Below are 21,349 nucleotides of genomic sequence, written 5' to 3'. Positions count from 1 at the left end.
TATTTTTTTAATTACTGATAAATAAAACAATAATTGCTGGTAAGCTAATGCTGTGCGATCGCACAGCAATAGATTTTGCTTAAAAGTCTTAATTAGCTCTAAGAATTCCTATGCCAGCTTCTCTTTCAATGTAATCTGCTAAGTTGATAAAATCTTCACGCGGGTAGCATCTTCCGCCAACCAGATCAAATGCTAATCTACTGGCAGGATTTTCTGGATTTTCGAGTATATGTATACCCCAGTAGTAAAGTAGGTCGCTAGCCCGAATACAAACTTCTTCTGGATCTATACAATGAAACTTATTATCTTTTTTGCTAATTTCCTTATAAGCATTAGAATAGACTTCTTTTAAAAGCCTTAAACGCTTAATCCCAGGATCTTTAAAATTTTTAACTAGCACAAATAAATGAGCTTCATTATTGATTTCACGTATTTGTGTAACAGTTTCTTGAATAACTTTACCATGCTTACTTATTCCCAGTGGATTGAAGGTTGTTGGGATAATACAATAATTTAATCGCTTAATGATATCTGATGGATTACGTTCTAGTGCAGGTGAGCAATCGCAAATTACTATTTGACAGTCACGTGCGGCATCTTCATCCCAATCATCTCCATCAAATACTTGAATAGTTGTACCTACCCCTTTAGGATTGGGAACGAAAACACCATCACCTACTAATTTGTGCAGATTTTGCTCTGGCTCTGGGTCTAAGTCGACAAGCGCCACATTAAATCCTTGCAGTGCTAATGCTCCTGCTAAATGCCCTGCTACAGTTGTTTTTCCTACTCCACCTTTACATGTAAAAACTCCAAAATAAACTTTTTTTGGCGTAGTTTCTTCGTGAGAGTTCGGATTATCTCTGCTAGCAATAACAGAATCACTATCAATCCCAACCAGCTTATTTTCATGGGCAATCCCACAGCGAATTTTAGTATCTTTACCCCAGGTTCTCATTAATGCCAATGCTGGGCCGCCAAATCCTTTTGTGGTTATGAACCAACCAAAATTAAATTTTTTACCTTCGTCAGAATCTAAAAAGTCAGCAAACTTTAAAAGCTGCGGCGCTGTTACGTTACCTTTTAGCCATTTAACCTGAACAACACCAACTAGGTTTCCTTTTTTGACTACTAGATCATAGCCAGGTTGATTCGTCTTTGCAGTTTCAACTGTCCAACCTGCTTTATGGATCAGTTTTGCTACGTGCTGCTCAAAGTGGGTAAAATCCTGGATGAATTGTGGTTCTAATGGTGATGACATAAACTGCTTTAAGTGTTTTGCTTTAATCCAGTAGTATGTAATACAGTATACTCTACCAAAATTAACCTTCACCGTATAGTTTATTCACTATCCCTCCTCTTTCAGAAAAATGCACCATACTCTGATATAAAATAACAGCAAAGTTACGTCTCATTTAAATAAATATAAATACGCTAAAGTCTATAACTTTCATAAAATTTTCAAGAAGTTGCACTGGTCACTACACACAAACCGACAATGTTCAGTTAAGCTGTAAGCGCTATGATTGAGCTTTATTGAACGTCTTATGCATTGGTTGTTATCTGGGCCGTTGAGTATAGAGAAATTGACGGTTAACATTGCAGGGTTGCCTGCATCGTTACAAGGTAAGAAGCTAGTGCAGTTGTCAGATTTTCACTACGATGGTTTGCGGCTGTCGGAAGATATGTTAGAAAAAGCGATCGCAGTTACTAACGAAGCTGAACCAGATTTAATTCTATTAACTGGTGACTACGTAACTGACGATCCGACACCGATTCACCAACTCGTACTTCGACTCAAACATCTCCAAAGTCGCAGTGGTATATATGCTGTTCTTGGCAATCACGATATACATTACAGACACGCAAAAGCAGAAGTTACAGATGCCCTTACTAGCATTGGAATTCACGTCCTTTGGAATGAAATTGCCTATCCACTAGGAAAAGAATTGCCACTCGTTGGGCTGGCGGATAGTTGGTCACGGGAATTTCACCCCGCACCAGTCATGAACCAGCTAAACCCCGATACACCTTGTATCGTTTTATCCCACAACCCAGATACGGCGGAGATATTACAATCCTGGCGAGTCGATTTACAATTATCTGGTCATACTCACGGTGGTCAAATCGTGATTCCCGGAATTGGCCCGGCGATGTTTTTTTACGAAAAGCTTGTAAAAAAAATACCTAGAAAAGTGCGGCGTCGAGTCCCATTTTTGCAAGTCAATGTTTCTGTAGTCAGGCATTGGGAATGGGCACAAGGTTTCCATCGGCTAGGAAAAAATCAGCTATATGTCAATCGGGGTTTGGGAACCTACCTCCCAGGACGCTTATTTTGCCGCCCAGAAGTTACTATAATCACGCTACAAGGTGAATGAGAAGGCAGCAGTAAAACCCTATAACTAAATTCAGCGATTTCAAATAAATCAATTAGTTAATTGTATCTGGAGTATGTGACATTAATTATTGCAGTTACTCAAGTTGCATTTTGATTTTTGGTAAGCTGTAAACGCTGGTATCAGGAGTATCGGTTGCTTTATGCATTGGTTGTTTACGGGACATTTAAGAGTAGATAAAATAACGGTTAAGATTGCGGATCTTCCTGCATCTTTACAAGGTACAACGCTAGTGCAGTTGTCAGATTTTCACTACGATGGTTTGCGGCTATCGGAAGATATGTTACAAAAAGCGATCGCACTTACTAACCAAGCTGAACCAGATTTAATTCTATTAACTGGTGACTACGTAACTGACGATCCCACGCCAATTCACCAACTGGTGCTTCGACTAAAACATCTGCAAAGTCGCTATGGTATCTACGCCGTACTTGGTAATCACGATATCTATTACAGCCACTCAAAAGCAGAAGTTACCCAGGCGTTAACTAGCATTGGGGTGCATGTGCTTTGGAATGAAATCGCCTATCCACTAGGAAAAGAATTACCACTAATAGGACTAGCTGATTATTGGTCACGAGAATTTCACCCCGCACCAGTCATGAATCAACTAGACTGCGTTACACCCCGCATCGTTTTATCCCATAATCCAGATACAGCTAAGATATTGCAACAATGGCGCGTAGATTTGCAACTATCTGGTCATACCCACGGTGGTCACATCGTAATTCCCGGCATTGGACCTGTAGTACTCTATTATAAAAAGCTCCTCAAACAAATTCCCAAAAAATTACGGCGTTGGGTAATATTTTTCCTGGGAGACTGTTCTAAAGTAGTGCGATATTGGGAGTGGGCGCAAGGGTTTCACAAGGTTGAAAAAAATCAACTATATGTCAATCGGGGTTTAGGAACTTATAAACCAGGACGCTTATTTTGTCCGCCAGAAGTGACTGTGATTACCTTAATTAGTCATTAACAATTCTGAACTTTTTAATTAACTCAACGCAGAAACCGCCGGAAGCTGCGATGGATAAATCTCAGCAGCTTGGGACGGTTTCTTGAAGATTAGAGAATTCAGAAGTAAATAACTCAACTAACTAAGGTGGACAGCATTCGCGCTCGCTATACTCAGAATTGCACATCCTTACATTTGAAGTTAGACAGGCATTTTCGGGCTGTGCGTTTTCAAACCTCCCAAACAACTCATTGAACTCAATGTAAAAATACATTCAATGGATGCTACAACTTCAGAGCGATGTCTACGACGGGCTATGCCTACGCAAGAACATTAGAGCAGGAGGCAGAGGCTCTAACTTGAAAGTTTTTGTTTAACTTTTAACCTGTTTGTACCTTGCTCTTAATCTAGCCTATGTTTGTTTAGCTACACTACATCTTTACTAAACTTAAATACCATTAATTTATCGCAACAATTCCGAAATATTGACTAAAAAATTGTCCCACTTGATATGTTGGCGTTAATGCCAGGATATCAAGTGGGTTGAAAGTTCAGAAGCCATTATTGAGCAGAACTGCAATTAGATTTACTGTTTGACTGGTCTACTTATTGAGGTGGAGTGGTTTTAGAGGTATCACTTTTCGTACCTGGAGCGACAGTACTAGTAGAAGCATCGTCCTTGTTCTGCGAAGTCGGAGTAGTACTAGTTGGACTCGTCGTCGGAGTTTGTACCGCTTTCGGGGTTGGCTGGGTTACAGGTGCTTTTTCTGCCGCAGGCTGCTGGGGTGGAACAGTAATGTTAATATTCGGTTGGCGAGGTACAGATGGAGGTGTAACCTGCTGTTGTGGAACAGGAACAGGAACAACAACAGGTATTTCTCTGGTTCTTTCGATGATTGTCGTTCGTGGTTGAGCAGATGCACTAGGAGTTGGACTACTCTTACTCGGTACAGGAACTACGACTGGCACAATATTGTTAACCGGTGCGTTATTTTGCTGGCTGAAGTACCAGACCCCACCTATAACCAAAGCAAGCACGGAAGTAATAATAATACCCAACACCAAACCACCATTAGCATTGTTATTATCACGCTCGGTTAAATCAGCTTGCTGATTGCCATGCTCAGTATTTCGACCTTGTACGTAACCTTTTTGGTAAGAGTTGGGATCAGGTGTGTTGTTTTTAGATGTTTCAGTGGTTCGTGTCACATGGCTGTGAGTATCACCATTACTATCAGTGTAAGACTCTTGCTTGACTTCACTGTTTTCACTTTCGCCTTTATTGGTAGGAATAGGCATAACTGTTGATTTAACTCCTTGATACGATATTGAGAAACTAAAGCTTTGTAAAAACGAGAGGTTTTAATGAGTCCAAAAATCTATGTTGCTGATGAATATCAGTTTTATTTGCTACTCAACTGTTGGGAGTTTTCAGTATAACCTCTGTGATCAGCAAGTGGCTCTATTTCTAAGGAGTTAATACTTAATCTAAAGAAAAAGTATCCCAAAGATGGATGTTACTAAGCTAGTATCTGATGTTTTTATACAAAATATAGCAATTTACTGAAATCATCTAAATTTTTAATTTCTGGTTAGACATCGCAGCCCCAAAGCTTGATTGTCATGTCTCGACTACCACTAACCAAAGTTTTGCCATCAGGACTGAAAGCGACAGAGTTAACCCAATCTGAATGGTTATCCAAAGTATAAAGATTTTGTCGGGTGTTAATATCCCATAGTTTCACCGTATGATCTGCACTACCACTAGCGAGATGTTGACCATCGGGGCTAAAAGCGATCGCGCAAACATAATTATGATGTCCGGCAAGTGTGTTAATTAGCTTACCTGTATTGATGTTCCATAACTTGATAGTCTGGTCATAACTCCCACTAGCTAAAATTTGTCCATCGGGGCTAATGGCGACACAAGTCACGTAACCTGAATGCCCGTTGATAGTTTGCAGCAGTTTTCTACTTTTTAAATTCCACAGCTTAATGGTATTGTCTGCACTAGCACTAACTAAAATCTGCTGCTTTGGGCAAATGGCAAGGGAGTAAACCAAGTAAGAATGACCTTTAAGGACGTGCAGCAATTGTCCCATCTCTATATGGGAAATCTTGATAGTAGTATCTCTACCGCCACTCAGAATAGTCTGACCATCTGGACTAATGATTACAGAAAAAACTGGGGTTGAATGTACTTTGAGCGTGTTGAGTAATTTACCTGTAGACACTTCCCAAATCATCAGGCTGCTGTCATCACTGCCACTAACCAGAGTTTGACTATCCGGGCTAAAGGCTAGGCATCTTACCCATTTTGTATGACCAGTGAGAGTATGTAGTAATTTCCCTGTGTCGAGATGCCAAATTTTGATAGTCTTATCAGTACTTCCACTAGCCAAAGTTTGCCCATCTGGACTGATTACAATTGTAAAAACCCAGTTTAGATGATTCAGGGTGTGTACACATTTCCACGGTGAAGGTTGAGACTGCGATTCAGGTGGTGGTGTTGGTGGCTTTGATGGTGGTGATGCAGGTTTGGGCGGTGCTTTTTTCTGTTTTAGTTCCAGTTCTGCGGTATTTTTAAAAGGTGAAGGTTGAGACTGCGATTCAGGTGGTGGCGTTGCTGGCTTTGGCGGTGGTGATGTAGGTTTGGGTGCTGCTTTTTTCTGTTTCAGTTCCAGTTGTATAGAATTTTTGAAATCTGACTCGGCTCTATTTTCATATCCTAGTTTCGAGCAAGCAAGCCCTCGATATTTATAGGCTTCAGAGTAGTTAGGGTTGAGACGAATCGCTTGGGTAAAGTCTTCAATTGCTTCAGTATATTTTCCTCTTTGTGCTTTATCCATGCCCAGTTTGTAGAAACTTTCAGCATTGGATGGAGTGAAATCAATTTTGGTCGTAGTGGAAGCAGATTGATTTATCTCACTTGGCTGATAAGATTTTAACCTTGCATAAGCTTGATTAATTTCTTTGATTTTTTCTTCTGCTTCTAGCTTTTGCTGCGGTTCCAGAAAACAATCTGGATGCCAAGTTTTAGCCATCTGGCGATAAGCTTGCTTGACTTCATCAACAGATGCACCTGGTTTTAACCCAAAGATATCGTAAACATGATTTATATCAAAGCGATCGCTCATACTAGGAAAACTAAGAAATCAGCAGCAAATCTTACTAAACTTAGTATTCCCAATTACACGTACTATCTAACTCAAGGTATGGTGTCGCCATCTGAAGCGACGTGCAGGGGTACAGCATTGCTGCGCTTTTACAAATGGTATGTATTCCGCTTCTTATCTCCAACGCCGATTTAACCGCAATACCTTTTTAATCCCTTGACAAAATCTTTTTAGCAGAGGTCTAGGTTTTGATGTATATCTAGGCGATCGCGATGTCCGCGTAGCACCCGGATTTTTTAACTCTTGTTCTATTTGTGCGGCTTTATTTAAATCTGAAGCGGCTCTATATTCGTATCCCAGTTGAGAGCAAACTAGCCCACGATATTTATATGCGTCAATATAGTGAGCATTGAGACGAATTGCGTGGGTAAAATCTGCGATCGCATCCTCATATCTTTCTTTTGTAGCATTCTCTACTCCCAAAGTATAGAAAGTTTCTGCATCCCAACGATTGACAGATATTTTTGGGGGATTTGTAGGCGAAGATGAAGATGGATTTTCACTAGTGGGAGCCTCAGATGGACTTTCAGATTTAAGCTGGTTATAAGCTGCGTTGATTGATTTGATTTTTTCCTCAGCTTCCTGCTTTTGCTTTTGCTCAACAAAGCGATCGGGATGCCAAATTTTCACCAGTTGACGGTAAGCTCGCTTCACTTGTGCTTGTGATGCACCAGGTTCCAGCCCAAGAATTTCATAAGCATAATTGATATCCAGGCGATCGCGCATACTGAGAAATAAGCAACTATATAAATCTATGTTAACTATTCCCCTAAATCTTCTCCAATCAACTCAAACGCCCCATTCTGGTTATCACTGGGATGGTAGTAGTCGCCGCTTCTTTGAAGGCTGGTATTATCGCGTCACCTTACCAGAAATTGGGCAAACATTCGCCTTTATGTACTCCATTGAAGACCCCATTGGCGGTAAACCCCATAGCGGCGGTGCAGCCCAAATCCTCGGACCGGATGATGGGTATTTATGTCGTACTTTTCCTGATGTGAACAAATTTTGGGGTAGTCGAGATGTTCTGGGTTTAGGTCATTGGGGTAAAACAGATTTGCAAGTTTCTCCCCTATACCTGCTTCCAACAGAGTTTGAGCATCATGTTCAAGAGGGATATCAAGCCACAGCCACCTTGAATCAGGGAATTATCCGCGATGGCTTCGCCAACGCCAAGGGCGAACGCGCCACCAATAATTATTGCCGTTGGGACTATGAAATTCAACCAGTATACGGTTGGGGCAATAAAAATAGCATTCAGCAATCAACCGCAGGCTGGGTGTCATTCTTGCAGATTTTTGAACCCGGATGGCAAATTTTGATGGCTCACGGTTTAGCCAGTGGGAAGATTGACTGGAATGGCAAAATCTACGAATTCACCAACGCCCCAGCCTACGGCGAGAAAAATTGGGGTGGTGCTTTTCCCCAAAAATGGTTTTGGATAAACTGTAATTGCTTCGAGGGTGAACCCGACTTAGCATTAACTGCTGGCGGTGGACGGCGGGGTGTGCTGTGGTGGATGGAATCTGTAGCGATGATTGGATTGCACTATCAAGGCAAGTTTTATGAATTTGTTCCCTGGAATTCACAAGTAGACTGGGAAATTCAGCCTTGGGGTAGATGGCAAATGAAAGCTACAAACTCTAATTATGAAATTGAGTTGACAGGAACCACGGATTTACCTGGTACACCTCTGCGTGCGCCCACAGAGGATGGTTTAAGATATTGTTGCCGAGACACCATGCAAGGAAAGTTAAATTTAGAGTTACGAGAACTAAATGGCAGAAAATCTCAAATAATCCTAAAAGCAGAAAGTTTTCTTTGTGGTTTAGAAGTAGGCGGCGGCTCTTGGGATAATTGTTGGCAATCTCGCTAAAACTCCTGCTATGATTATATATGCTTCCTATTTGGGGCTGTAGCTCAGTTGGATAGAGCGGACGCCTCCTAAGCGTCAGGTCGTGCGTTCGAGCCGCACTAGTCCCGTAATTAAAAAATCCCTAAGACCTTAACTAATAGCAGGTCATAGGGATTTTATATGATATAAGACTTAGGCAAAACTACACGCTGTAGGGGCAATTCATGAATTGCCCCTACGGGAAATCAGGGCTTTCACTGCCTTTTGAAATAAAATGTAAAACTTCATCCTGTTTCTAGCTTCCCTCTCCAATATATCGGAGAGGGATTGAGGGTGAGGTAAGCCAGGGACATAAATTCTATATTATTTAATTTTATTCCTGACCAACGTACCACCGACAGCATAAACTGAGATTGATGAAATACCATTAACTAAGCCATCTGCTCAAAGTGTTGTGTGAATTTGAGTAATACTAATCAGCGACTCATTGCAAAAATGTGTTCAGCCGTTAAGGGAATGTTCGGAAACAATCTAAAATCAATTCGATCCTGCCCTCGAAACACCTTTGGGGGTAAATACTCTCCATCTTCAAGTTGGTAGATTGTAATGGTTGGCTGCTTGGGAGAGCCAATGAACCGAATGCCACCAAAAGCAGCATAGTCCACAATGATGTACTCGAAAACGCCCAAGTCCTCATATTCAGCAAGTTTTGTCAGATAGTCGTCCTTCCAGTTGTTGCTAACGACCTCAATGATTCCGGGTGGTGGAATATATGCAGCAGCAGAACTAGAGCTAGTTTTCATCCTCTGCCATTCAACTCTTGCAAATATGACAATATCTGCTTTCCGGCTTTTTTCCTTTTCTCCTGGTGCTATTTTGAGCCGAACCTGCTTGGACTGGCGCGAGATGTAAGGTAGGTCATTTTCTTGGCAGTGATTTTCTAAATAGGTACACAGTCGCTGGATCAAATCCTCATGATTTGCATTTGGTTCTGATAATGGCACGGGAATCCCATCCAATAGCTCAAAGTCTCTGCCTGAACCATCGTCCCAGGCAAGAAACTCTTCAAAAGTCAGTGGTTGTGTGACGGTTGCGTACATCGCCCTCGCTCCCTTGCTGACGGGTACTTCACTCAATGCTACCAAGATGTACAGCTTTGTTTATGAGTTCTGGCTGATTTTCCTGCTGTAGTTCTGAAACAACGGCTTGAGGTTGGGTAATAAAAGGCGATCGCAATTGGTGATATAGTGCGATCGCTTTTAAGTTGAGTTATTTATCAGCTAAGGATTTTTTGGGGTGCGATCGCCCCCTGCGCCTACGAGACATTGCTACACTAAAAAGGACTTACGGTAATTACGGTATGGCTTCACTTCAGTTGAGTTCCGAATAAAAACCAAGTGTTGTTGAGTTTACTGAATCTATCTGCAATTTACAAAGTTAGCTATCCAGGAAGTAAAAAATTAACCTTATGCTCTCTCCAGGCTTTTCTCAAAGACTACAAGATTTGGAAATACACATTAGCAAAGACCAAGAACTGCTTAAGGAGTTTGAAGAAGCATTACGTTACGAGACAAACCCTCGTGTAAAGGCTGGGTATCGCCAGGAAATTGAGCGACAATGCGATTCACTTGCTCGCTACAAGCAAGAGTACGCTGAACTAGATCAAGAATTATCAAATACTCCAAATGCTCAGATGCAGAAAGTCGAAAGCCAATTGCAGCAGATGGATGCGAAGTTAAACGTTTTACTAAATGGTCAAGTTGCCATTTATGAAAATCAGAATCAAATGCGTCAAGCTCTATTAAACCGCTATGATGCTATCGAACGAGCCATAATTAGTGCTATTACTCAGCAACTAGACCAAACACAATTAGTTTTAATTCAGAACCTAATAGATGCATTGGAAGCAAACTTGATTTCAGAGCAACAGATGCAACAGATGTTAGCAGCATTAGAAGAACGAATTCCTGCTTTGCCTCTCAATAGTGTAGCAGTAGCTGAAATTATCAAAGATCCTGAGCTAGATGCCAAACATAAGCTAAAAATAACTCTACCAATTGTGCCGATGCTTGTGGAATACGAAGGTGAGTTGGAGTTTGGAAGTGGTTTTAACATTAAGTCTGCTTGGGAACAGTTAATCGCTAAGTTGCGGAGGAACTAAGCTATGGATGATCAGCTTAAATATCTCCAAGAGCAACTTGCAAAAGATAGGAAGCTATGGAATGAGCTATGCAATAAGGAGCGTTGTGAAACAGATCCAAGGCGAAAATTTAAGTGGACAAATGAAATTGAACAAATAAATCAAAGGATAACAGAGCATCAAAATGAGATTGTAAAAATAGAGCAAAATTTAAAAACATCAAAAGCAAAAGAAACTCAGATAGAAAAGTTACCTGATAGGATTGAGGAATCACAACCAAAAACAGGTGATTTTCAACCAGTAAGGAATCCGCTCGATACAAGTAAAAATGGCTCAAAAACGCACAAAATTGGAATCAGAAGACATTTAAAAAAAATACTGATTCCTGTTGGAATTATAAGTATCGGCTTTTTGTTAGCAATAGGATTAAATTTTTCAAATACTATTTGTCCAAATATTAAGGGAAATAGCAAGATAAACTTTTCATCGATTAAATCTTTAAGTTGCGGTGAAAAATCTCTAATATCAGGGTCTATTTTAACTGATAAAAGCAAGGGCATAGAGGCTTATAAGAGCAATGATTATCCAACAGCTATTGATTTTTTTGAAAAAGCAATAAACAAAGAACCAAATGATCCTGAAACATTGATATATCTTAATAATGCCAGAATTGAAAAAGAAAAGACACAAGCTTATACAATCGCTGTAGTAGTTCCTATAAATAGCAACCTTTATACTTCATTACAAATTTTAAGGGGAGTTGCCCAAGCCCAACAAGAATTTTTGAGTAAAGTAAAATATCAGCGTGGTCGTAAAGTTCTTAAAGTATTGATAGTGGATGACGCAAATGACGTTGAGGAAGCTATAAAAATTGCAAGCATTTTAGTAGAACAGAAGGATATACTTGCAGTCATAGGTCATTATGCTAGCGATCTTACTCTGGCAACAAGGGACATTTATGAAAAGGGCGAGTTAGTATCGGTTTCTCCTGGGAGTACTTCCGCAGAACTTCCACGTCCAAAGGATCATTTTTTCTTCCGCACAATTCCCTCTCTTAAGGTAAACACTACAACTGTAGCAGAATATCTAAAAAATAAAAATATTCATAAAGTAGCAGTTTTTTACAATCCATCCAGTGCATTCAGTAGATCATTTTTGAACGAATTAAAGAGTAATTTCTCTGGCAGCTATAACTTTAAGATAGATATTATAAATGAAAATGATTTAAAAAATAAACATTTTCATTTATTTCATTTATCTAGCCCTTTCTTTAAGCCAAGCAAAGCTATTAAATATGCAAATAATAAAGGGGTTAAAGCCTTTGTCGTTATTCCTGATGGAGGAACCACTGACTATAGCCTACTTAATACCTTTAAATTAATCAAAGCTAGTCCTAAAGATTTTGTGATAGTAGGAGCAAATCCCCTTTTCACTGATGAAACACTTCTGTTAGGTGAAGATGTTGTAAATCGTTTAGTGGTGACTGCTCCGTGGATACAAACAACAGTTTATCAATCCAATTTTGCTAATAAAGCCAAAGAATTATGGCAAGGTAGAGAAATTAGTCCTTGGGCTGTGACAGCTTACGATGCTGCTGAAGTCTTAATTCAAGCCTTATTTACAAATATCAAAAACCCAACACGTCTAAATTTACGAGATAATTTAGCAGACCCTAAATTTGAAGCTAAGGGGGCTGATGAGAAAAATTTAATCAAGTTTGAGAATGGTAATCGAAAAAAAGAAATGGTTGAATTAGCCAAAATCGTTAAGTCTAAGTGTTCTGAGTTTGGTTACAGTTTCGTTCCTGAAGAATATCAAGAACAGCAAATAAAACAGTTAGAAAGTAGTTGCAACTGATGATTTATTTAGTTATATAATCATTGCTTCAAATCTGATTCCTCACCTAGCAGAACACAAAGCGCGATCGCTCTTCATTACTTTCTGGTTAGTGTTCAAATAATCGTGTAGTAAATTGCAATCCCGTGCCAGTAATTTTTCCAGTTGGATATCTGCCAAATTCTGTAAAATCACCGTACCGTTAGCACTACCCGCAGCCAAAGTTTTACCGTCATGGCTGAAACTAACGCTGGTTAATTCATCCTTATAACCTTTCAAAGCAATCAGCAAAGTCCCTTCTCGGTTCCAAATCCTCACTTCGTCATCACTGGAGGCTGCCAGAGTCTTGCCATCTGGACTAAAACTGACACTAATAAAACTATCGCCATCTCCAGCGAGATTAGTTAGCAAATCACCGTCCCGACTCCAAATCTTTACCGTGCTATCAATACTAACTGAAGCGATCGCCTGACTATCAGGTGTCCAAGCAACCCCATTTACACGGCGGCTATGACCAGTTAATGTGTATAGTAATTTACCATCTACACTCCAGATTTTCACGGTTTTGTCATCACTGGCTGAGGCTAGCAATTTTCCATCTGGGCTAAAGCTTACCCAATTCACCGCGTCTTGATGTCCCTGCAAGGTGTTAAGCAGTTTACCGTCCCTACTCCAAAGCTTCACTGTTTTATCTTTACTAGCTGAGGCAATTACTTTACCATCAGCCGACCAAGCTACACCCAAGACGGCATCATTATGACCCTGTAAGGTGTTGAGTAATTTACCATCGTTACTCCAAAGTTTCACTGTTTTATCTTTACTAGCCGAAGCGATCGCTTGACCATCAGGACTGAAACTAACGCCCCAAACTTGACCCTGATGCCCCGTGAAAATACGGATTAGTTTACCGTCTCGACTGAAAAGTTTTATAGTTTTGTCTCGACTTGCTGCTGCTAAGGTGCGATCGCCTGGGCTAAAACTGATGCTAGTTACCCAGTCATCATTATCGGCTTTGGGCTTTCGCAGCAGCACATCATCCCAATGCCAGAGTTTAATAGTTTTGTCCCGACTTGCAGAAGCAAGGGTGCGGCCGTCTGGGCTGAAACTGACGCTATTCACCCAATTATTATGCCCTTTCAAAGTTCCCAGCAGCACACCTTCAGAACTCCAAAGTTTAATTGTCTCATCGGTACTTGCAGAAGCGATCGTCTTACCATCAGGGCTAAAGCTGACGCTGGTAACTCCAGCACTATGCCCGGATAAGGTTCGCAGTAGCTTACCCTCCAGATTCCATAGTTTGATAGTCTGGTCTAAACTTGCAGAAGCGATCGCTTTCCCATCAGGCGACCAAGCTATACTTTTGACTGCATCATCATGTCCCTGGAAAGTTTTGAGCAGCTTACCATCCCGACTCCACAATTTTACTGTCTTGTCAGCACTCCCGGAAGCAAGAGTTTGACCATCGGGCGACCAAGCGACACTTAAGATTGCACCATCATGTCCCTGCAAAGTTTTGAGCAGCTTGTGATCCCGACTCCAAAGTTTTATTGTCTTGTCTGTACTCGCTGAAGCAATAATCTGACCATCTGGGCTGAAACTAACACTATTCACTACAGCTTGATGTCCTAATAGAGTAGCAAGCAGTTGACCGTCCCGATTCCAAAGTTTTACTGTCTTGTCTTGACTGGCGGAAGCAACGATTTGACTATCGGGACTGAAACTGACGCTATTAACTACATCTTCATGCCCCGATAAGGTTTTAACCAAGCTACCATCGGGATGCCAGAGTTTAATTGTATTATCCGCACTGGCTGAAGCAATTAAAGAGCGATCGGGGCTAAATATAACACTATTTACTCCAGATATATGTCCTTCTAAGCGGTTATACTCTCTTACCCCAGAAACTGCTTGATAGAGTGCTGTTTGTACTTCCTCTTTTGTATTGGAATCTACCCAGACTGTTTGTTGTAATTTTCTCCCCGCTTTTAAAGCTTCCTTTAAAGCATCAATACCTTTTTGGGAAGCAAAGAGGGCTTCACTGGATGCACTGAGAGTTTTAATTTCACTATCTACTGCTGTGACTATGGAAACACTTAATCCTAATATCGCCAGAACGCAAGCAGTTAGGGCAATTTTCAGCGAACGATTTAATTGAGCTTCACTTAGCCTTTGTTTCTTTTGACTTTCTGCGAGTTTAGCTGTTAACTCTTTTTCTTTAAGTTCAGCTCGCAAGTGTTCAATTTCTAACTGACTCAATTCTTCCCGCTTGTGTAACTCCCGCAATTCTGTTAATAAGTCCAAACCCGGTTGGGGATGAATATCTACTAATTTGGAACGCTGTTTATTTTGGCTAAGTTCACTCTTAAGTCGTTCAATCTCAGCTTGACTTTGTTCTACTTTTTGGCGTAGCTGATTTAGTTGTACCTGTAAACTCGATTCTTGTTGTTGCAAGTAGCGAATCAAGTCTACTAAATAATCATGAATCAGTTGATAACGTTCTGGTACATCGGGGAATAGTACCACTAAACCGGAGCGTACTAAAATGTCTAAGACTAACTCTAATTTGCTAGCATCTTCTAACTCTGCTAGCTGCGTCGCTAACTCAGCACGAGTTTTAAAAGGTCGGTTGTTACTTTCATCTGTTAATAAGTATAAGACGAGTAACGCGGCTCGTTCATTCTCTGGGCCGCAGTCTTTAATCAGTTCCTTAAGATATCGCTCAATGAGTTTGTTCGGTCTATATGGCTGATATTCTTCTAGTGTAGTAATGCGCTCATCTTGAATTTGCGCTCCCACAACTTGCAATTCAATCGGGCGGACTTCTCCAAATTCTGTGGATAAATCTTCGATTAAGGCATCAATTAAAGCTGGTTCTAAATTAAACTGCGATCGCTCTGTTAATTTTCGGATAATTGCTTTGGCATATTCTGGCGTAAAGTTATTTAACTGGTAGCGAATATGTTTGTCGAGAATATTATTATTAATCGCTTCCAGTGCCGAAAGATGTTTAAAGTCTAATAACCGATGTAAATAATCTTCTCGTAAGGAAAGGATAACTTTCACAAAGGGTATATTCAGACAGTCACTAATAAATTTATCAAATTCTTGCTTTTGCTTACGATCGCTATTACCGAAGAAAAATTCTTCAAACTGGTCAAAAATCAAAACTGTGATCAAATGGTGATCGGCATTTTCTTTTAGTTGTTGTAAAATCCTCATGATAGTGATCGGTTGGGCATAGTAAGCTAAAGCTTCCGGTTTAATGGCTACTTCTGGCTTCATATCAGCGTAGATGGCAAGGGATGTGTCACTAGACATCGCCTCACTTAAAGATTTTCCTAATTCTCGCGCCCAATCGGTGTAAACTTGCAATACCACAGGCACGGCTATTTGATCGCCAACGGCTCGATTTTGCAGTGCTGGAACTAAGCCCGCCGTGACAGTAGAACTCTTACCCACCCCTGATTGACCGTGAATCACCGTCAGCTTTTGATCGGCGCGGCTGATTCTACCAATTAAGTTATTAATATCACGCTCTCGACCAGAAGCCGCAATTTCTAAAGCAACGCTGCTACTCCCAAAAGGTGACATCAATGCGGGGTTTGTCGCCTGTCTTTGCGGTTGCAAGCGTCCCGCACCGATAAAAGCCCGAAAACCGTACTGTTGCTCAACAGAACGCCGTTTCTGTCGAATGTAATAGGCTTCCAAATAGCGCCCTTCTTCAAAGTAGAGCGATCGCAGTCTCCGCAATAAGCGAATATAACGATGGGCATCGTATTGATGGGCGCTGCTTTCTAAGGCTGCTGGTAGTTCTTTTGTTGCCTTGTCGAGGTATTCACGCGCAACTTCTAGTTCACCTAAATTTCGCTGGGCTTTCGCTAAAACTAAATAGTAAATTTGCCCCAATAATAATGGAAATAAGCAGTTGTAAGGGTCGTTGTGTTTTTGCGCCTCACCTAATTTCAACAGTGATACGTGTGCTAATATACTCGCCTGTACCCACCGCGACTGCTGCACAGCCACTTGCGCCAGAAAACCGTAGTCACAAGCTAATTCGATTTGAGTACCATAAGTTTGATGTAACTCCAGAGACTTTTGAGCAACCGTCTGCAATTCTTCCCACTCTTGCAGATATTGCAAAACCTCTGCGAGTTGATTAATAAATCCAGCAACTATATCTAAACGTCCAGCCACCTGTAAAACATTTAAGCATTGCTGAAAATAAGATTTAGCTGTGTACCAATGACGGCGGTTTTCTATTTGATTTTGCTCTGCAAAACGGCAATGACACAGCCCAATATAAAATAGCAAAATTCCCTGTCGCAAAAGTAGGGGAGATGGGCGATTAGGAGGCGTAGGATCAGAAAATACTCCCTTATCCTCAGTTTTTTCCTTGAATTTGGAATTTGAAATTTGGTATTTGGAATTGATTTCTCTTTGTGCCAACTTTTGCCAAACTTGCAAGCTTTGCTGAAAATGGTTTAAAGCTGGATGAATGCGATCGCTAATATAATCATCTAGACCAAAAACAAATTCTAAACTAGCGTTTAATTCTGGCTCTAAGCTAATACCACGATTATGCAACTCTTTAATGGCGAAGTGGAGTTCATAGCTATGTTTCCAGACTTGCTCCACAGTGGAATAATGCTTTAGAACTTCAGGATGTTGGTTTGGTGCAACATCGGTTGGTAATACCGTAGCAAATAAAGAGTCAGTTCCCTGTTGCAAAAATTGCAGCAGTGATTGACTAGTCATTTCAAACTGAATTGGTGTTGCCGCCCAACTAGCAAAATCTGGTGCTAAACGCACTACCTTTTGCAACACTTCTTCATTCACCCATACAATCATTGGAAACGGGTGACGTTTGCGAAATTCATCACGAATATGATTGATCGACCTAAGTAGATCATCAAGTCCATCTACTGACTCTAAACCCAAAATCATCAACGCCGATGGCGGATTCTTTTCGGTTAGGAGTTGTAAATGAATACTTGTGTAAAGACTTCTAGCATTATGCGGCAAAACTACCTTTTGAATTTGATGTACTCCTGAAGAGAGTTCTTCGAGTTGTTGCAGCATTTGCTCTTGCAAAACTTGATAATTGCAGCACACCAAAACCAGGGAGAATTGACCGTTAGAAAGGGCAATTGCTCTTCCCAAATTTCTCAAAGCTCGCTCATTAGCTGCTGTTACATCTGCTTGTGGGTGTCGTTCAACCATGATTTAAATTTTTCTGTCTCTGCTAAAACTGGGTTGACGGCAAACCAAGCTCCCTGATGATCGCGGTATTCAAATACAAACAAACTTCGCAATAGGGTGTAGTATTCTATATCACCTCTAACTCTCTGCTGTTGCACCACCTGAAAGATTAATTCCCACTCATGGGGATCGATAGCATTAGTTCGGTAATCACGCTGTCTTCGGATCACCAGTTCAACACACTCCCGATCAAAAGGTGGATCTTGTTCTCGCAGACAGTCAAATAGCAACCCTAGCAAGTCGCGTACATGACCACCACTAATCAGGCACAACCGATCTAAGGTTTTCAGACTATCAAACACTTCTGTAATTAAGCCTAACCGATCGCTAGCCAAAATGTCTGGGAAAGCTCTAGCTAGCACCATTTGCCGCAACAATGTTAAGCCTTGCGGGAAAATCTCCCCAGAGCGCAAACGTACAGGTATCATCGGTAAGACTTTTGGCGCGACTCCTCCCCCCAAACGATGCTGAAGTTCGGCGCTATCGTTAGAGAAAGTCAGAGCTAAGGGAATAGTGTAGACTACATGACAATTAAGTTTGCGTAACTGTTCACCACGCTGAATGAATAAGTATTCTGGCAGCGATCGCCCCGATGGTAAAGGCCGAATTGCGACTCTATCCAAATTATCAACAATCACCACCAGTCCTTTTTTACCCCTAGCTTTCAGTTCCTTGGTGGCAGGTTCTAGCAATTCTTGATTAATTGACTGTAAAATATTTGCTGTTCGCGGTTCCAAGTAATCTCTTAACCGCCGCCGCAATTGGGGACTTTCTTTAGCTTTAGCTGTAATTTTGGCAATTCCCACAGACAACTCTGCTTCTACCTTCAGATCAATTGGCGTTTGCAGAAAATCCACGAGTTCACCAAACAACTTAGTAAAGTAGCTAGGCTTAAACCTAATTTTCATCGCTTCTAGGCTTTCGCTTACCTGTCCGGCGATCGCTAACAAAATATCAGTCACATCTACATCTGCCATTTCTAAGACATGGGTAGACTCAAAATAAACTACATGAAATTGCTCCTCCTCTAACTCAGCTTTCAGCCGTAACAACTCCGTTGATTTTCCACAACCGAGATGTCCTGTAAATAGCTGACAAGTTGGAGCATCCGGGGAGATGCGAGCGATCGTGCGCTGCAAAGCCTCAATGATTTTGCCACCCCGCACCGCAGCAAAATCGATATAGTATCTGCGATCGCTGGCATTTCCTATAATTAGAGGTCTGCTGGGATTGCAAGCCTGATAAAATCTTTCTAAATCTAGGAGCATAACTAATCGAGTTCACTTAGGAATAGGGATGAAAAAATCTGCTAAATAAATATATTTGGTTTTAGGGAATTTCTTCCTTAATTTAAGTACATCTCACTCAAAATACTAACTAAATTAACAGTATTCGGGATGATTTTTCATATCTAGGTTTTATCTAGCACAAGGCAAGGCTAATATTTGATTTTAAGTAAGCAGAAATACTGCTATAAGTAGAACTAGGAGATATCGCTAATATTTAATAAGGTTATCTTATCAATTTTAAAAAAATCTAGCACAAAAAAAGGTACTGTTAAGTACAATTTTGTCGCGCTCTTAAATATATAGCGGTTCTCAACGAAGAGGGCGGGGACAGGGCATAGGTGTGAACTTAATGTAAAAACCTGCCTAGAACCAGCTTTTAGATTCTCTCGTTAAGAGTCTCCGACTGGGAATGCCGTTCTAGAGGCTCCGCCTCCCTTGCTGGCGGCAGAGCCGTAATGAGGCATTAAGAGGCCGAGACTCGGAATGGAAGAAATTTGTTCCTTTAAGGGATAATTTAGTCCTGAAAGTGATGATTTACCCGTGAAAGCGATGGGTTACGCCTTAACGCGATTATTTACTCCTTAAAAAGATGATTTTTTTCTTAAAAAGACGATTTTTTTCTTAAAAAGATGATTTTTTTCTTAAAAAGATGACTTTTTTCTTAAAAAGATGATTTTTTTCCTAAAAAGATGACTTTTTTCTTAAAAAGATGACTTTTTTCTTAAAAAGATGATTTTTTTCCTAAAAAGATGACTTTTTTCTTAAAAAGACGATTTTTTTCTTAAAATGTCCCTGGCTTACCTCACCCTCAATCCCTCTCCTTATAAAGGAGAGGGATCGTGAGACAGAATGAGACTGATATATTAATAAAAATATGGCTGCGGACTTGTGTGTACACCCTCTCCTTACTAAGGAGAGGGACAGGTTTTGCTTTCGCAAAACCAGGGTGAGGTTTCTTTGGGTAAGTACCCTACAAACCCATTGAGTATAAAATTATCCGGTCATGTAGCTTATCGGGTAAAATATGCTTTAGCACAGCTGCAATTTTTGCATCTTGTCCAACAAGATAGCGTGTCTTAGGTTGTTTTGCAGTCAGCGCATGGACAACAGCTTGAGCAACAATATCCGCAGAAATTCCCTTAGATGCAAGAATCTGCATTTTTTTACGGACAATATTCATCGCCTGTCCGTAAAGATTTTGTGCCGATTGTGGTAAATCCTCCTGTGCTACTTCAGATTGACTTAGAGACTTTTCCCAGAGTGGAGTAGCGATCGCACCAGGTTCAATAATGGAAACCGAGATTCCCCAAGGTCGTAACTCCATCCGCATTACATCAGTGAGTCCTTCCAAAGCAAACTTTGAGGCATTGTAAGCTCCCAAAAACGGCGCAGGGCTTATACCAGAAATGGAACCCATATTGACAATTCGACCCCGACTCTGGCGTAATAGACCAAGAAATGCTTGTGTGACAGCTAATTGTCCGGTAACATTAACCTGCATCTGATATTGAAAATCTGCGATCGTTAATAATTCCAACGGCCCAGGAACAGCAATTCCGGCATTATTCACCAAACCTAAAATCCCGACATCACCGACTGCATTTGTTACCTTATCAACCGCAGCTGCGATCGATTCAGCGTCAGTAACATCTAAAAAAATCGGAATAAGCCTTTCTGACCCTTTCTGTCTAAGTGTTTGAGCATCAATATCTTGACGCACGCCAGCAAAAACAGAGAAGCCCAAATGGTCTAAAAGCAAAGCACAAGCCTGACCAATTCCTGTTGATGCTCCTGTAACCACTACCGTAAGTTGATTCTTTGTAACCATTAATTTTTTTTATGATCAGACTGCCGTAATTACGAATTAGTATCAATCTTTGCAAGTACCAGCGCGAAGACAATCTTCCGTTTGGTCATCTCTAGCCGATATTTGCCACGGAAAATTGTCTGACTGAGTATTTGCGTTGTAAGCAATTAGAGCAGCTATTATGGGAAACTGGTTTTTAACAATCGGCACGTCACGACTACAACTGTTGCCTAGCTCAACATTGTATAAATAAACAGGCAATGCCATCAGGGCAATGCAAATTGTCCGGTTCATACCCAACCTCAGCTAAAAATTTCCGATTGCGCTATGTATAGATAGATGCCACCTTGATGAACCGGATTTTTAAAACTGAGTATTATTATGCTAATGTTGTGTCGATTTACTCAGCGCTAGTAGCCGCAGAGACGTGATTTCTAAATTATCGGTTCCACCCTTTTTTTTAGGTTAGGCATTGCTTACAAGATCGCTTCCTACTAACTTATGCAGATGCAACCCCAAAAAACAGGATAAAAACCCACAGCAGCCAAAAAGATATCTTGGTAGCTCCATTCCCCGAATAAAATAATAAAAAGTGCTGAGTTAAAAAACCGCTCACTCATTACTCAATTATAAATG

The 21,349-nt window shown here is 40.8% G+C and carries 15 protein-coding genes and 1 tRNA gene; 7 read left to right on the top strand and 9 right to left on the bottom strand.

Annotation, left to right across the window (positions count from 1 at the left end; genetic code table 11):
- Positions 1–88: 88 nt before the first annotated feature.
- Positions 89–1,261 carry a nucleotide-binding protein gene (locus tag V7K31_RS20180; RefSeq protein WP_335096413.1) on the bottom strand — a complete coding sequence of 391 codons (1,173 nt, stop codon included), beginning with the start codon at positions 1,259–1,261 and terminating at the stop codon, positions 89–91.
- A gap of 286 nt (positions 1,262–1,547) precedes the next feature.
- Between V7K31_RS20180 and V7K31_RS20175 the strand changes: the two genes are divergently transcribed.
- Together V7K31_RS20175 and V7K31_RS20170 are read left to right on the top strand one after the other, a co-directional pair.
- Complete coding sequence (locus tag V7K31_RS20175; RefSeq protein ID WP_335096411.1) at positions 1,548–2,378, top strand: metallophosphoesterase; 831 nt, start codon at positions 1,548–1,550, stop codon at positions 2,376–2,378.
- Positions 2,379–2,538: 160 nt separating this feature from the next.
- A complete protein-coding gene (locus V7K31_RS20170) occupies positions 2,539–3,372 on the top strand; it encodes a metallophosphoesterase (RefSeq protein WP_335096409.1) in 834 nt (277 codons plus the stop codon).
- A gap of 585 nt (positions 3,373–3,957) precedes the next feature.
- On the opposite strand, the gene V7K31_RS20165 is transcribed toward V7K31_RS20170, so the two are convergent.
- Together V7K31_RS20165 and V7K31_RS20160 are read right to left on the bottom strand one after the other, a co-directional pair.
- Complete coding sequence (locus V7K31_RS20165; RefSeq protein WP_335096408.1) at positions 3,958–4,650, bottom strand: hypothetical protein; 693 nt, start codon at positions 4,648–4,650, stop codon at positions 3,958–3,960.
- A 293-nt stretch (positions 4,651–4,943) separates the two neighbouring features.
- On the bottom strand, positions 4,944–6,488 hold the full coding sequence (locus V7K31_RS20160; RefSeq protein ID WP_335096406.1) for a DnaJ domain-containing protein: 1,545 nt from the start codon (positions 6,486–6,488) through the stop codon (positions 4,944–4,946).
- Here V7K31_RS20160 and V7K31_RS20155 point away from each other — a divergent pair.
- Positions 6,462–6,662 (top strand): hypothetical protein, encoded by a 201-nt coding sequence (locus tag V7K31_RS20155; protein WP_335096405.1) that lies wholly within the window; start codon positions 6,462–6,464, stop codon positions 6,660–6,662. The two genes, V7K31_RS20160 and V7K31_RS20155, sit on opposite strands and share 27 nt — an antisense overlap.
- Here the strand turns inward: V7K31_RS20155 and V7K31_RS20150 are convergent.
- Complete coding sequence (locus V7K31_RS20150) at positions 6,642–7,253, bottom strand: J domain-containing protein (protein ID WP_335096404.1); 612 nt, start codon at positions 7,251–7,253, stop codon at positions 6,642–6,644. The genes V7K31_RS20155 and V7K31_RS20150 overlap by 21 nt on opposite strands.
- Positions 7,254–7,281: 28 nt before the next feature.
- Here V7K31_RS20150 and V7K31_RS20145 point away from each other — a divergent pair, with 28 nt between their 5' ends.
- Both V7K31_RS20145 and V7K31_RS20140 read left to right on the top strand, forming a co-directional pair.
- A complete protein-coding gene (locus V7K31_RS20145) occupies positions 7,282–8,403 on the top strand; it encodes a tocopherol cyclase family protein (protein ID WP_335096403.1) in 1,122 nt (373 codons plus the stop codon).
- 33 nt (positions 8,404–8,436) lie between these two features.
- Positions 8,437–8,510, top strand: a tRNA-Arg gene (locus V7K31_RS20140).
- Between the two features lie 348 nt (positions 8,511–8,858).
- Here the strand turns inward: V7K31_RS20140 and V7K31_RS20135 are convergent.
- A complete protein-coding gene (locus tag V7K31_RS20135) occupies positions 8,859–9,527 on the bottom strand; it encodes a Uma2 family endonuclease (RefSeq protein ID WP_335096402.1) in 669 nt (222 codons plus the stop codon).
- A gap of 323 nt (positions 9,528–9,850) precedes the next feature.
- On the opposite strand from V7K31_RS20135, the gene V7K31_RS20130 reads away from it, so the two are divergent.
- Both V7K31_RS20130 and V7K31_RS20125 read left to right on the top strand, forming a co-directional pair.
- On the top strand, positions 9,851–10,543 hold the full coding sequence (locus V7K31_RS20130; RefSeq protein WP_335096401.1) for a hypothetical protein: 693 nt from the start codon (positions 9,851–9,853) through the stop codon (positions 10,541–10,543).
- Between the two features lie 3 nt (positions 10,544–10,546).
- On the top strand, positions 10,547–12,379 hold the full coding sequence (locus V7K31_RS20125) for an ABC transporter substrate-binding protein (RefSeq protein ID WP_335096399.1): 1,833 nt from the start codon (positions 10,547–10,549) through the stop codon (positions 12,377–12,379).
- A 42-nt stretch (positions 12,380–12,421) separates the two neighbouring features.
- Here the strand turns inward: V7K31_RS20125 and V7K31_RS20120 are convergent, their stop codons facing one another.
- From V7K31_RS20120 to V7K31_RS20105, 4 genes are all read right to left on the bottom strand, one after another.
- On the bottom strand, positions 12,422–17,578 hold the full coding sequence (locus V7K31_RS20120) for an nSTAND1 domain-containing NTPase (protein WP_335096398.1): 5,157 nt from the start codon (positions 17,576–17,578) through the stop codon (positions 12,422–12,424).
- On the bottom strand, positions 17,548–18,885 hold the full coding sequence (locus V7K31_RS20115; RefSeq protein ID WP_335096397.1) for a P-loop NTPase fold protein: 1,338 nt from the start codon (positions 18,883–18,885) through the stop codon (positions 17,548–17,550). Before V7K31_RS20115 ends, V7K31_RS20120 begins: the two co-directional genes overlap by 31 nt.
- Before the next feature lie 991 nt (positions 18,886–19,876).
- The gene (locus V7K31_RS20110) at positions 19,877–20,734 is read right to left on the bottom strand and encodes an SDR family NAD(P)-dependent oxidoreductase (protein ID WP_335096396.1); all 858 of its coding nucleotides are present in this window, start codon (positions 20,732–20,734) and stop codon (positions 19,877–19,879) included.
- A 42-nt stretch (positions 20,735–20,776) separates the two neighbouring features.
- A complete protein-coding gene (locus V7K31_RS20105; RefSeq protein ID WP_334943107.1) occupies positions 20,777–21,007 on the bottom strand; it encodes a hypothetical protein in 231 nt (76 codons plus the stop codon).
- Positions 21,008–21,349: the final 342 nt, after the last annotated feature.

Source organism: Nostoc sp., assembly GCF_036917675.1.
Lineage (GTDB): Bacteria > Cyanobacteriota > Cyanobacteriia > Cyanobacteriales > Nostocaceae > Nostoc.
Note: the sequence above shows the minus strand (reverse complement) of the source record. Positions and strands in the feature narration are given on the sequence as shown.